Consider the following 13,137-nt stretch of genomic DNA (forward strand, 5'->3'; position numbering starts at 1 on the left):
GTCTGCACTTTACTCATCAGCATTTGTTACAATCACCACATCATATCTGCTGTTAAAATGAAGCCATGAAAGAAAATAAAGCACGTTCAAAATTACACCCTCGTAACCTACATAAAAATGGGTACGACTTCGATTTATTAACAACAGAGCATCCTGCTCTACTGCCCTTTGTTATAACCACACCTGCAGGGACTAAAAGCATTGATTTTAGTGACAACAAGGCTGTTAAAACACTCAATCAAGCTCTTTTAAAAGCACATTATAATATTGATTTTTGGGATATTCCCGAGCACAACTTATGCCCACCTATACCTGGGCGTGTTGACTACATTCACTACTTGGCCGACCTATTAAGTGATGATAATCAACAACAAATACCTTTAGGTAAGCAAATTAAAGTGCTTGATATTGGCACTGGCGCTAACTTAGTTTATCCGCTTACTGGTACAAGTGAATATAAATGGCATTTTACTGGGACTGATATTGATACAGCCTCGGTGAAAATAGCAAAGCAAATAGCCCAGTTTAATGGTTTAAAAATAACCCTAAAACAACAAAAAAACGCATCACATATTTTTGAAGGCGTTATAAATCAAAAAGATCTATACCATTTAACGCTCTGTAACCCTCCGTTTCATGCAAGTGAAGAAGAGGCAAGTAAAGGCAGTGAACGTAAATGGAAAAACTTAGGAAAAACACCCAGTAGCACGCTTAATTTTGGTGGTCATAATAATGAATTGTGGTGCGAAGGCGGTGAAGTACAGTTTATCTTTAATATGATTAAAGAAAGCGAAGACTTTGCAGAGCAAGTACTGTGGTTTACGTCGTTAGTCTCTAAAAAAGATAATATTGCAGCCCTTGAAGAAGTATTAAAAGCTCACCCAATAGCACAGTATAAAATTGTTGATATGGCACAAGGTCAAAAAATTAGCCGCTTTATTGCATGGACCTACTTTGATAAAGACACTCGTGAGCAAATTTGTAGCGAGCTTGATTAATACCAATTTTATTAAAAATAATAAAAAGGATAAGGCAATCATGATAGATTTTCGCTCAGATACAGTTACAAAACCAACAAAAGAAATGCGCGATATTATGTACAACGCACCGGTTGGTGACGATGTATATGGTGATGATGAAAGCGTTAACCAACTAGAAGCCTATGCGTGTAAGCGTTTTAATTTTGAAGCCGCACTTTATTGTAGCTCAGGCACACAAGCCAACTTACTTGCGTTAATGGCGCACTGTGAGCGAGGTGACGAATACATTTGTGGCCAAAATGCTCACAATTATAAGTTTGAAGGTGGTGGCGCAGCTGTTTTAGGGTCTGTGCAACCACAGCCTATTGAAAACGATGCTGATGGCAGTATACCTTTTAGTAAAATAGCGACGGCTATAAAACCAGACGATTGCCATTTTGCAAAAACGCGATTGCTCAGCTTAGAAAATACCATTGGCGGAAAAGTACTCCCGATTGAGTACTTAGCCCAAGCACGTGACTTTGTTAATACGCATAGTTTAGCGCTGCACTTAGACGGCGCACGTGCTTTTAATGCCGCTGTTGAGCTAAAAGTTGATATCACTGAAATTACAAAGCACTTTGACTCAGTTTCTATTTGTTTATCTAAAGGTTTGGGGGCGCCCGTAGGCTCTTTATTATTAGGCTCACCAGCACTTATTAATAAAGCAAGACGATGGAGAAAAGTACTTGGTGGCGGTATGCGCCAAGCCGGAATGCTTGCAGCCGCTGGACAATTTGCACTTGAGCACAATGTAGAGCGCTTAAAAGACGATCATGAAAATGCACGTTATTTGGCTCAACAATTAAGTGAAATCAGTGGCTTTACTGTCGATATGACTAACACCACTAATATGGTTTACGCAACATACAGTAGCAGTATAAATATTAAAGATATTGCTGAAGCGCTTAAACAACAAGGCATATTATTTAGCCCAAGCAAGCAGCTTAGGCTAGTTACGCATTTAGATATAACCCGCGAAGATATTGATACATTTTTAAATGCTTTATCGGCCCATATTTAACGCGGCTTTATAATGTTTGCGGCATACCGAAACATATCGGTCATTGCCGCCAATTTCTACTTGGTTACCATCGGCTATTGCTTCGCCATTTTCATCAGTACGCAGTACATGGTTTGCTTTACGTCCACAGTGGCAAACAGTTTTAAGCTCAACTAACTTATCAGCCCACGCAAGCAAATATTGCGACCCTATAAATAGCTCGCCTCTAAAGTCGTTACGCAGGCCATAACACAATACAGGTATACCGAGTTCATCAACCACATCGGTTAATTGCATTACTTGTTCTTTTGATAAAAATTGGCACTCGTCAACTAACACACAATGGCGTTTTTTATCATTGTTGAGTGATTGAATAAGATCAAAAACATCTTTGCTAGCATCAAATACATGCGCATCTGCTTGCAAGCCAATACGAGACGATACTTTACCCACGCCTTGTCTATCATCAATGGCAGCAGTCAGGATCACAGGTTCCATGCCACGTTCTTTATAATTAAATGCAGATTGTAATAACGTGGTTGATTTACCTGCATTCATTGCAGAGTAGTAAAAGTATAATTGAGCCATTGTGGTGCCATTTTATAAAAAGTGCGCTTATGCTACCTTAATATTAAATTAATACCAATTTACAAACGCGAATTTTATTTTGTCAGGGCCTGTTTATTTAAGTGTTTGTAAGTATTTAATATACACAGGTGCACTTTCAAATTTTGATAACCACTGCCACATTTGCAAGCTTAGAGCATTATTTTCTTCATAGAATTTTTTTGAAAATACAAGGTAACCATGGCTGGTTTCGTAAGGGGGATAAATAGGTTTAACATTATTACCCTCATACGGATAACTCGACACTTTTAAGCCGTCTACTTGGCATAGATCAACGCTCGCCTGCACTACCCCCTTATCTAGCAACTCAAAAGCTTTGCTTTTAGAAAACGTATTATGAATAAAAAATGGTTCTTCTTTTAACGCGCTATTTAGCCCATAACCATTAGGAATAGCTATCGTAAATGCTTTATTTTGAAATACTTCACGAGTCTCCCATTCCTTATGAAATTTATAACGCCCTATAAGGCAGCTGCCAAATTCACTTACTGCGTAGTCATCTTGTAACTTACCTTGCTCATCAACAGGGTAAACAGCAACGTTTTCTCGCCCTTTGCGGTAACTTGCAATAACAGCATTAACTCGATTAAATTCTAAATCGTTTAAGCATCTACGCCATGGCTTTCTAACAAATGATATTGCTACATTGGGCAATGCTAAATCAAGTTGTTGAAGTATTTCGATTGATGCACCAGGTTTATCTGTTGGTATATTTTGGCCATCACCTAAAAACATGGGTGCTATATTTTTGTCTTCGTAACAAAACACGAGACTTTGCGGCTTGCTAAACGCAGTAGCGGTAAACATTAAACTGGCAATAAAAAAGTAAACTAAGCTATTAATACGCATAATAATTATTATTAGTTGATTATTTAAATTATAGGTTGAGTTAAGCAGACTGGCTATATTTTATCAATTAATTTACATTAATCCTTCGTGCTTCAGCAACCACAGTTTCCTATCAAGCCCACCAGCATAGCCCGTTAACTTTGCATTTGCGCCAATAATTCGGTGGCACGGTACAATAATACTAATCGGATTTTTACCATTAGCAGCGCCTACTGCCCTCACTGCTTTTGGGTTATTGAGTTGGTTAGCAATATAACCGTATGTTTGCGATTGTCCAAAAGGCACCGTTAATAGTGCTTGCCATACACTTTGCTGAAATACTGTACCGGTGGTATCAAGTGGTACATCAAACATAGTGCGTTTTTTTGCAAAGTACTCATTTAACTGCGCAGCGCAAATAAGCACCGCCTTGTTAGTAACTTGCTCAAATGGCGTATAAGAGTGCTCAACTGGAGGATAAAAACCAACGTAACTCACACCTTTATCAGTCGCTTGAATAATTATGTCGTCTATAGGGCTCGAAATTGATGTTTGAATGATCATTATAATTGCTGCCAAAGTTGAAACGTTAAGTAAGAGCGAAAAGGAGCGCAATTAGCAGGCTCAAACGGATTTGCCGCTGCTTGTGCTTTTTTAACACCTAAATCACCATCAAGTAATATATCGGGTTGGCTTTGTCCTCGCAGCTTTGCATAATTTACTGTCCAAGGGCCAATTCCTTTTAAACTAAGCCATTCGTCTAAATCGTCATTTTCAGGATTTAGCGCACAAAACTGGGCTAAGTTGTGTAGCGCATTTTTGCGTGCTTGTGGCATTTTAAAAAATGCAAAATCACTATTAGCAACAATTTTAGCCGTAGGAAAATAAACGGCATCGCCCTCTTTTTCGCCTAATTCATCAACTAACTTTGTTACTAAATTATGCGCTGCAGTAACACTCACTTGTTGCCCAAGTACCGCTCTTATACCGGCTTCAAAACTTGACCAAATCCCCGGAAGTCTGAGCCCTTCGCACACTGTAAACGCATTGTTTATATTGGCGCTTAAATGCATTTGAATTAAATTAATATCGGCATCTAAATCAAGCACACGGCGTATATTATTTATAACAGGTTGTAAGTACGCCGTATTGTCTATATTGATAGATACACTAAAGTGGTTTTTACTCGCTATAAATTCTGCGGTAAAACTTCCTTTATATTTATCACTTGCAAAAGTACGCCCGTAGCTCGTTTGTGTTATCCACTCCATTGGTTTTATCAAGCGCCTTTGTAAAAAGCCCTGCAAAGCAGGCCAATTATAAGGCGGCCTAAATGGCAGGGTTAAAATGAGTGTTGACGTTGGCTTTTTATCGCCACTGCGCAGCTTCGAGGGAGCTATATTTAACTGCTGTAAAAATGCATCATTAAAGCGCCTAATGCTTTTAAAGCCTGCGGAAAACGCTATTTCGGTAAGGGGTAAATGTGTTTCTTGAATCAGTTTTTTAGCAAAGTGGCATTGGTTAAATAATCGATATTGCGTAATCGACACGCCAAAATACTGCTTAAACAACTGCCTTAAATAACGACTACTTACGCCTAAACGAGCTGCTAATTTTTCGCAGTCGTGCTCGTCATTTTGATCTATTAACTGTTTTGCTCTAAGTGCCGTCGTTTTTGTACCCTGCCATGCTGCGCTGCCTGGGGCACTATCGGGCCTGCAACGAATACAGGGCCTAAAACCATCTTGCGCCGCGTTATGGGCAAACTGATAATAAGCAACGTTTTTTTCGTGAGCCGTTGGTGCAGGGCAAATTGGTCTGCAATAAATACCGGTACTTTTTACCGCTACGTAAAAAAGCCCGTCAAAACGAGGATCGCGACTCTGACGTGCTTTTTGCCAATGTGAAGTGTACATAAACGGCTCTATAAATTAATCTAATAGAGCCTAGCTTATAGAAAATAAACTGTATTACTAGCCATATTCGGCACTCAACTTATTGCGGCTAGGTAGCGTTTTTCAACTTCAGTCCAATTAATTACATTATAAAAAGCAGCAATATAGTCAGGACGCTTATTTTGATACTTCAAATAGTAGGCATGCTCCCATACATCAAGTCCCAAAATAGGGGTATTTCCCTGCATTAAAGGGCAATCTTGATTAGCACTATTTTCTACAATCAACTTTTTATCTGGGGTCACACATAGCCACGCCCAACCACTGCCAAATTGACTAATTGCAGCAGCAGTAAATTGATCTTTAAACTTATCAAAACTGCCAAACTGTTCATTTATTGCCTGAGCTACACTACCTTCAGGTTCCCCTCCTCCTTCTGGGCTCATTACTTGCCAAAATAAGCTGTGATTAAAATGCCCTCCTACATGCTCTTGTACTGCTTTTTGTAAATTACTAGGCAGGCTGTTTATTCCCTTAAGTAATTTTTCAGCATTTGCGGTTGCATAAACAGTATCTGCTAAAGCAGCATTGGCTTTATTGATATACGTTTGATGATGCAATGTGTGGTGAATATGCATTGTTTTACCATCAATATGAGGCTCAAGCGCATCGTACTCATAGTTAAGTGCAGGCAAAGTAAAAGCCATAAATACTCCTTTTTCTTTTAAATTAGTGCAGTTGATTGTTTGTAGTGCTCTCTGAGCATAAGCAAAAATTCACTTGCTCTATTAGCTCAGGTAAAAAATGATAGCGTCTTGCAAATGATACAAGTTCAGAGGACGTTTTAGTGTAATGATGCTTACTCACTTTTTGTATATCGTAATGAGTATGCTTAATTAGCGAACAGAGTGTTAAGTGTACTTCGCATAGCCATTTGCATGCATTTTCAGGCTGTTGCATAGCTATATAGGTATCAGCTAAATTATGCGACGCAACAACAAGTGCGGGTATGCAATGCTCAATAGCATGGATGACATTGTTATTAATCTGAGCATATAAAAACTGCTGAAGAAGATGATCTGCAAGTGTTTTAGCTAATAAGTATTTATCGCGGGCTTCGAGAAGTGCACCTTGTTCAAATGCATAATTACCTTGCATTATATTCGACTGCCAAGGGCTTAATGCTTGATCAAGACAAAGTAAATCTGAGTGGGATTGTTTTTGGTTTGAGATCATATAATCATCTGCACGTTTATTTATGGGCGTGTAGTTAACTTACACACCCACAAACCTAAATGCAAATGATTTTCATTAACTATTTAGCAAAGTCTAGTAATTCCTGCCCTGTTAAGCGATATATAATCCATTCGTTTTGAGGCTTTGCACCAATGCTATTGTAAAAATCGATAGCGGGTTTATTCCAATCAAGCACTACCCATTCAAAACGACCACAGTCATTACTAATCGCCTTATTAGCTAAGTGCTTCATAATGGCTTTACCTGCACCATTGCCACGGCTATCTGGGCTTACGTATAAATCTTCAAGGTATAGGCCATTTTTACCTAACCATGTAGAGTAATTATAAAAATATACCGCAAAACCAATTGGCTCATCACCTTCTAAACAAATTATGCTGTGCGCAGTAGCACCGTCGCTAAACAGCGTATCTAAAATAGCCTGTTCGTCTGTTTTAACTGCATCCGGTTCTTTTTCATATATGGCAAGTTCGGTAATAAAGTGCAAAATTGTTTTCGCATCACTTGGTTTTGCATCACGTATTATAACGGGTTGGCTCATTGTATTTTTACCTTAAATATACTGCTCTAATTTATCTTTTAAAATATCTAATTGAATCGGTTTGCTCAAGTAGTCATCCATTCCAGCGGTTATACAACGCTCTTTATCAGAGTCCATTGCGTTAGCCGTAATAGCAATGATCCTAATGTTTTTGTGTTGTATACCTGCCATACCTTTACGTATAGCTGCAGTTGTAGCAAAGCCATCCATAACAGGCATCTGGCAATCCATAAGAACGAGCTTAAAGAAACCAGAATCGTGAGACTCTAATATATCTATCGCTAATTGACCATTTTCGGCAATTGTAACGTCACAATTAAGCTTTTTGAGCATTAATGTAGCCACTTGCCGATTAATTGGATTATCTTCTACAAGTAATATTTGGGTAGGTTCCTGCACCTTTTCTTTTTTAAGAGAGGAAATATAGCCTGAAGTAACAAGTGGGAGTGTCTCATCTGAATCATTACTTGTTATGACTGACAGTGCAGAAATTAAATCGGCAGTGGTTACAGGTTTGGGGAAATATGCCTGAAAGCCTGCATTAGAATAGCGCTGCGCACCTTCCATACCAGCAATACTGGTCATCATTACAAGTGGCATTGATTTATAATGTTCATGTGCTTTTAGTGCTTTACACAGCTCTATACCATCCATTCCTGGCATTTGCATATCAAGCACTGCAATGTCATACATGCAATTGTTACTTTTATACTGCTGCGCGCACATATCAAGAGCTTCGCGTGCGTCACATGCAAGCGCAACCTTAGCTCCCCAGTGCTCAAGCTGCTGTGAAATTACAATTCGATTTGTCTCGTTATCATCAACAACCAAAACGGTTAGCTCTTCCATATTAATATTAGGAATATAACGTTCTTTTTGATCTCCCGGAGTCAGCATTATAGTGGCAGTAAAAGTACTCCCTTTACCGGCTTCGCTAGTGAGAGAGATAGCCCCCCCCATTAGTTCACAAAGCTGCTTACAAATAGCCAGCCCTAAGCCACTGCCTCCATATTCACGCGTTGTTGATGCATCGACTTGAGAGAAAGGGGTAAATAATTGCTCTTGTTTTTCTAAACTTATTCCTATGCCTGAGTCCTTTATACTTACAACAAACTCTAAACCTTGAGCTACTTTATTAATTTTCGCGCTTACAACAACCTCGCCTTGACTCGTAAACTTAACGGCGTTGCTCAATAAATTAGTAATAACTTGGCGAATGCGCCCAGGATCGCCGCATAACTGCGAAGGCTCTAGCGCTACCAGATCCAAAATAATTTCAATACCTTTGTCTTGAGCTGTAAATGCTTGTGCGGCAGCAACTTCACCAATTAAATCACGTCCATTAAAGTTAATTTCTTCAAGCTCGATTTTACCTGCTTCAGCTTTAGAGAAATCTAAAATATCATTAATTACACCCAATAAAGAATGTGCACTTTTTTTGGCTATATCTACTTTTGTTTCTATTGGTTTAGATAGCGACTCTAATTGAACAAGCTCTAGCATACCGAGTACGCCATTCATCGGCGTTCTAATTTCATGGCTCATGGTTGCTAAAAATTGGCTCTTAGCAATGGCTGCATCTTCAGCTTTCACGAGTGCTACTTTTAGCTCCTCACTAATTACTTTTCGTTTTTGAGAAACTAAAGTGCTTCCCACTAAAGTAGCTAATGAGCGAAGATACGTTTCTTCACTTTGCGTCCAGTTGTGATGCTCGCCTACTGTTTCAGCGCACAAAATACCTAAATTACCATCGCCTGTTGCAATTACAGCATCAAGCATCGATTTAATATTTAGTGGTGTTACATATGCTTCAATAAAATCAACAGTTGCTGAGTGAGTATAAACATCATCAATAGCCACTAAATTATGTTTATAAATAGCATTAAAATAAGCTGGGTAGTCTTTAGCAGTTAAAATAGCGTCGGTATCTACAAACCCTTGACCATTTATATATAAGCAATGACACGTCATCACATCTCGTTTTTCGTTAAAGATCCATATCGAAGCTCGTGTAACATTTAGCACTTCACACATAGATTTAACGGCTAGCTTTTTAACCTGTTCTACATCACTATTTTGCACCTCAGGTGCGACTGTAAGCGCGGCTAAATTTTTGTTATAACGATTTGCTTTTTCGCTCTCAAGTTCAAGTCGTTTATGTGCATCAATACTTTGAAATGAACCAAACACACGTACACATTTACCGTCTTTAAGCTCAGCTTGGCCCATCGATTTAACCCAACGCTCTTGCCCAGAATAGGTCAAAATAATAAGCTCTACACTCCAGCTTTCACCTAAAGTCACTGCGCACTCAAATAAGGTACTTATAGTATCTCGGTGTATGCCTGGTTTATAAAAGTTAATAGCGGTATCTATGCTCGGTTCAAAGTCCTCTGGTACTTCGTGAATAACTTTAACTTCATCAGACCAATAAAGTGTATGCGCATCTAAGTCCATCTCCCATGCGCCAATCTGCCCTTGCTTACTCATTGATTCAAGTAGGCTTTGCTGACGATTTATTTTTAACTGTGTATTGTAACGCTCTGTAATATCAAAAATAAATCCATCTAAATACAATATGCTGCCATCATCTGCGTAAATGGCTTGGCCTTTTTCATTTACCCAATGTAAGGAGCCATCGCGGGCTGTAATCCTATACTCAACAGACCATGACTGCTTAGCGCTAACACAACGTAGAATTTCATCTTTTATTTTTTTAGAATCGTCTTCGCATATCAAATCAAAAAAGCTGGGGGGTTCATCATGTATCAACTCATCAGGTGAATAACCTGTTATTCCACTCGCTTGCTCGCTCATATAAAGCATGCTTAATTTATTATCAAACTTACATCGATAAATAATGCCAGGGATATTTGATACCAAAGATGCAAACCTATCGCGGCTTCCTTGTAGCTCAAGCTCTGTAGATTTTCGTTCTGATATATCTAAATGCGTACCTATCATACGTTTTGGAGAGCCATCGGTATTCCACTCAACTACTTTTGCAGTATCGAGTACCCAAATCCAATGTCCATTTTTATGCTTCATGCGGGCTTCACTAACAAAATAGTCAGTCTCACCGGCAAAGTGCTCTTGAAGTTTTTTATTTGATATCACTAAGTCGTCTGGGTGAGCATATGTATACCAAGTATCTATAGTACAAGGCTCAATCTCACTGAGTTTGTAACCTATTATCTCGGCCCAGCGGTTATTAAACGTCACTTTATTCGTATCAATATACCAATCCCAAATACCCACGGCTGTTGAGTCTATCACTAACTGTAACTGTGTTTTGTGTTGCTCAAGCTCTAGCTCTTGTACTTTCAGGGCTGTAATGTCATTACGAATAGCAATATAGTTTTGCGGTTTTCCATTTTCATCTAAAAATGGTGCAATCGTCGTATCTACCCAATATATGCCACCATGCTTAGCTTTATTGCATATTTGCCCGTTCCATATATCACCACGTTTAAGCGTTTTATACATATTTTTAAAAAATGCTTTTTCGTGTTTTCCTGAATTTAAAAGGCGATGGTTTTGACCTATTAATTCGTGTTCATCGTAGCCACTAATCTCACAAAATTTCTTATTTACAAAAGTGATGGTGCCATGCAAATCAGTTACAGCAACAATAGCGTGTTCATCTAATGCACTTTTTTGCTCGGCTAATTGTTTTAATGCAATTTGAAGTGCAGAGCGTTGCTTTTGTAATATACTGTGTTGCTCTTCTTTTACGGCTACTAAATTACGTAAACCCAATGAAAGCTGGTTAAACTCAATACTGTCGTTTATTACAGGGACTTTTACCTTATCTCCTTTTGTAATACTTTCAACAATTTTAGCTAAGTTAATTAAAGGTCTAGAAAGTCGACGCCCAAACCACCACGATGACGTTAATATAAGCAGCAATGCCCCCGCATTTGTTAATAAAGCAAGCTGTTTATAAAAATTAGCACCTTGTAGTGCAACTTCTTTTGGTTTTGTTACAAGTAATTGCCATCCAGATTCATTTAAAAACTCTAGAGAATCAATATACCCGTATAAAGTCTCTTCATTTTTATTACTGTAAGAAAAAACACGTTGCGTTGGGGAGCCGTTTTGAGAGAAAAATAGTGGTTGAGAATCTTCTGAATTATTATTTTTTTGAATTTTATTATTATGCATAACATAAAATGTTATGTCTTTATTTGCAGCGTGTATTTTACTTAGATTATTTAATAAGCCGTTTAAATTTATATCTGCGAGCAATATGGCTTGTAGCTTATTTTCGGTATTTACTAACGGTAAGCCAATAATATGATACTCACGCCCTGAGACTGTCATTGACTGAAATTGGATTTTACCTGTATTTTTAATACCAGAGAGTATGTTATTAAAACGTTGATCTTTAATTATATTAAAAAAGGGTGATGAAGGTAGTGATTTAACGAGGTTTACATCAATAAGTTCTACATTATTAACAAAGTCGTACTGCTCAACAAATTGCGCTATTAATTGTTGTTTTTTAGTCGGGCTAATATCAAACTGCGCCCTAAGCAAATATAGATCCTTAACATGCTCTGCAAACCAAATATCAGCAAATTGCTTACCTATATTATTAAGCTCGTTTAGTTCAGCGTCTGCATTTTGCTTAAGCGTGCTATTTACATGTCCAAGGCTAAACCAAGTAAGTATACATAGTGGCCCTAAGGCTATAATTATAAAGGTTATAATTAACTTACTTCGAACAGACTGTCCTTTACCTGTTAATTCATCAAAGTTTAAACCTTTGTGCATGCTTAATATCCAGCAACTTATAATCATTTAATATTACTTACATTAATGCACTAAATATATAAAGACGCAAGTTTTGAGCGGTAAACTCCTTAAAAAATGGGTGTTTAGCGTTACAATATTAAATTCACACTTTTTAAAATATACGCCTTTATTACTAACTTATAATTAGATTTATTGACGCTACCACATCTGTAGCGGTTTTAAACCAGCCATGATATAAGCAATATTCAATTAATACATTTGAGGTCATTATGGCGCACGATCACTCACATAGTCATGTAGACGAAAACCAGAGCGATAAACAGCTAACCGTCGCTGTGGTTATTAATGTATTGCTAACCGTAGCCCAAGTTATTGGCGGGGTATTTTCGGGCAGTTTGTCACTTATAGCCGATGCACTTCATAATTTAAGTGATGCTGCCGCTATATTTATCGCGCTCGTTGCACGTAAAATTGGTAATAAACCTGCTGACACCACTCATCATTTTGGCTATAAACGCGCTGAAATACTTGCCACACTTTTTAATAGCAGTACATTGATATTAATTGGTGTGTATTTAATTTTTGAAGCCATTTCGAGCTATTTAAACCCTCAACCAATTAATGGTTGGATAGTTGTGTGGGTGGCAGCAATAGCATTGATTATTGATTTAGCAACCGCATATTTAACCTACCGAGCTGGCGCAAATCACAGTATAAATATAAAAGCGGCCTTTATTCATAACGTATCAGATGCAATGGCATCTATTGTTGTTATTATTGCGGGCACCTTAATTATTTTATACCAGTGGTATATCGTTGACTTAATTGCCACTGTGCTTATTTCTCTTTATGTAATTTATCATGGCATTTTACTATTAAAGCAAAGCTGCAAAATTTTAATGCAAGCAGCGCCTAGCAATATTGATATACACGCAATATCACATGCTATTAGTAATGAATTTAATATCGAATCGGTAGTTAGCATTAAGCTTTGGCAACTAGATGATAAAGAAAATTATTGTGAGCTTATTATTGGCACTCAGCACTTAATTAATTTGCCAGCAGTAAAAAGCTTTTTACACGACAATTTTAATATTGAAAATTGCATAATAGAAATCCGACCAATCGCAAATTAAAGCCCAATTTAATGCTCTTAATAACAAGCTAAACCAAATACATAACTATTTAATTGAAAACAGCTCGTATTAT

The 13,137-nt window shown here is 37.8% G+C and carries 11 protein-coding genes; 3 read left to right on the plus strand and 8 right to left on the minus strand.

Annotated elements, in window-relative coordinates:
- Positions 1–65: 65 nt before the first annotated feature.
- Positions 66–998, plus strand: coding sequence for a 23S rRNA (adenine(1618)-N(6))-methyltransferase RlmF (rlmF, locus tag H5090_RS05345; RefSeq protein WP_182695200.1), 933 nt, complete (start codon positions 66–68; stop codon positions 996–998).
- A gap of 40 nt (positions 999–1,038) precedes the next feature.
- Entirely contained in the window at positions 1,039–2,043 is a 1,005-nt protein-coding gene (gene ltaE, locus H5090_RS05350; RefSeq protein ID WP_154902929.1) for a low-specificity L-threonine aldolase, read from the plus strand.
- Here the strand turns inward: ltaE and H5090_RS05355 are convergent.
- The 8 genes from H5090_RS05355 to H5090_RS05390 all read right to left on the minus strand — a co-directional run bounded on the left by H5090_RS05355 (position 2,026) and on the right by H5090_RS05390 (position 11,946).
- Positions 2,026–2,610 (minus strand): thymidine kinase, encoded by a 585-nt coding sequence (locus H5090_RS05355; RefSeq protein ID WP_154902930.1) that lies wholly within the window; start codon positions 2,608–2,610, stop codon positions 2,026–2,028. The genes ltaE and H5090_RS05355 overlap by 18 nt on opposite strands.
- A gap of 93 nt (positions 2,611–2,703) precedes the next feature.
- The gene (locus H5090_RS05360; RefSeq protein WP_182695201.1) at positions 2,704–3,498 is read right to left on the minus strand and encodes an amino acid ABC transporter substrate-binding protein; all 795 of its coding nucleotides are present in this window, start codon (positions 3,496–3,498) and stop codon (positions 2,704–2,706) included.
- 72 nt (positions 3,499–3,570) lie between these two features.
- Positions 3,571–4,041 carry a methylated-DNA--[protein]-cysteine S-methyltransferase gene (locus H5090_RS05365; protein ID WP_182695202.1) on the minus strand — a complete coding sequence of 157 codons (471 nt, stop codon included), beginning with the start codon at positions 4,039–4,041 and terminating at the stop codon, positions 3,571–3,573.
- Entirely contained in the window at positions 4,041–5,393 is a 1,353-nt protein-coding gene (locus tag H5090_RS05370; protein ID WP_154902933.1) for a DNA-3-methyladenine glycosylase 2 family protein, read from the minus strand. Before H5090_RS05370 ends, H5090_RS05365 begins: the two co-directional genes overlap by 1 nt.
- A 74-nt stretch (positions 5,394–5,467) precedes the next feature.
- Complete coding sequence (locus tag H5090_RS05375; protein ID WP_154902934.1) at positions 5,468–6,079, minus strand: superoxide dismutase; 612 nt, start codon at positions 6,077–6,079, stop codon at positions 5,468–5,470.
- 22 nt (positions 6,080–6,101) lie between these two features.
- Positions 6,102–6,608 (minus strand): hypothetical protein, encoded by a 507-nt coding sequence (locus H5090_RS05380; protein WP_024597096.1) that lies wholly within the window; start codon positions 6,606–6,608, stop codon positions 6,102–6,104.
- Between the two features lie 79 nt (positions 6,609–6,687).
- Positions 6,688–7,170, minus strand: coding sequence for a GNAT family N-acetyltransferase (locus H5090_RS05385; protein ID WP_002958990.1), 483 nt, complete (start codon positions 7,168–7,170; stop codon positions 6,688–6,690).
- A gap of 12 nt (positions 7,171–7,182) precedes the next feature.
- Positions 7,183–11,946: a PAS domain-containing protein gene (locus tag H5090_RS05390; protein WP_182695203.1), complete on the minus strand. Its 4,764-nt coding sequence runs from the start codon at positions 11,944–11,946 to the stop codon at positions 7,183–7,185.
- Between the two features lie 251 nt (positions 11,947–12,197).
- On the opposite strand from H5090_RS05390, the gene H5090_RS05395 reads away from it, so the two are divergent.
- Positions 12,198–13,064 (plus strand): cation diffusion facilitator family transporter, encoded by an 867-nt coding sequence (locus tag H5090_RS05395; protein ID WP_182695204.1) that lies wholly within the window; start codon positions 12,198–12,200, stop codon positions 13,062–13,064.
- The last annotated feature ends 73 nt before the right edge of the window (positions 13,065–13,137 follow it).

This window comes from Pseudoalteromonas sp. SR43-5 (assembly GCF_014163835.1).
In the GTDB taxonomy this organism is placed as follows: Bacteria; Pseudomonadota; Gammaproteobacteria; order Enterobacterales; family Alteromonadaceae; genus Pseudoalteromonas; species Pseudoalteromonas distincta.

What these genes read in the sequence shown, in the direction of transcription:
- rlmF (WP_182695200.1), top strand. Translation starts at nt 66, where the DNA reads ATGAAAGAAAATAAAGCACGTTCAAAATTACACCCTCGTAACCTACAT.
- ltaE (WP_154902929.1), top strand. Translation starts at nt 1,039, where the DNA reads ATGATAGATTTTCGCTCAGATACAGTTACAAAACCAACAAAAGAAATG.
- H5090_RS05355 (WP_154902930.1), bottom strand. Translation starts at nt 2,610, where the DNA reads ATGGCTCAATTATACTTTTACTACTCTGCAATGAATGCAGGTAAATCA.
- H5090_RS05360 (WP_182695201.1), bottom strand. Translation starts at nt 3,498, where the DNA reads ATGCGTATTAATAGCTTAGTTTACTTTTTTATTGCCAGTTTAATGTTT.
- H5090_RS05365 (WP_182695202.1), bottom strand. Translation starts at nt 4,041, where the DNA reads ATGATCATTCAAACATCAATTTCGAGCCCTATAGACGACATAATTATT.
- H5090_RS05370 (WP_154902933.1), bottom strand. Translation starts at nt 5,393, where the DNA reads ATGTACACTTCACATTGGCAAAAAGCACGTCAGAGTCGCGATCCTCGT.
- H5090_RS05375 (WP_154902934.1), bottom strand. Translation starts at nt 6,079, where the DNA reads ATGGCTTTTACTTTGCCTGCACTTAACTATGAGTACGATGCGCTTGAG.
- H5090_RS05380 (WP_024597096.1), bottom strand. Translation starts at nt 6,608, where the DNA reads ATGATCTCAAACCAAAAACAATCCCACTCAGATTTACTTTGTCTTGAT.
- H5090_RS05385 (WP_002958990.1), bottom strand. Translation starts at nt 7,170, where the DNA reads ATGAGCCAACCCGTTATAATACGTGATGCAAAACCAAGTGATGCGAAA.
- H5090_RS05390 (WP_182695203.1), bottom strand. Translation starts at nt 11,946, where the DNA reads ATGCACAAAGGTTTAAACTTTGATGAATTAACAGGTAAAGGACAGTCT.
- H5090_RS05395 (WP_182695204.1), top strand. Translation starts at nt 12,198, where the DNA reads ATGGCGCACGATCACTCACATAGTCATGTAGACGAAAACCAGAGCGAT.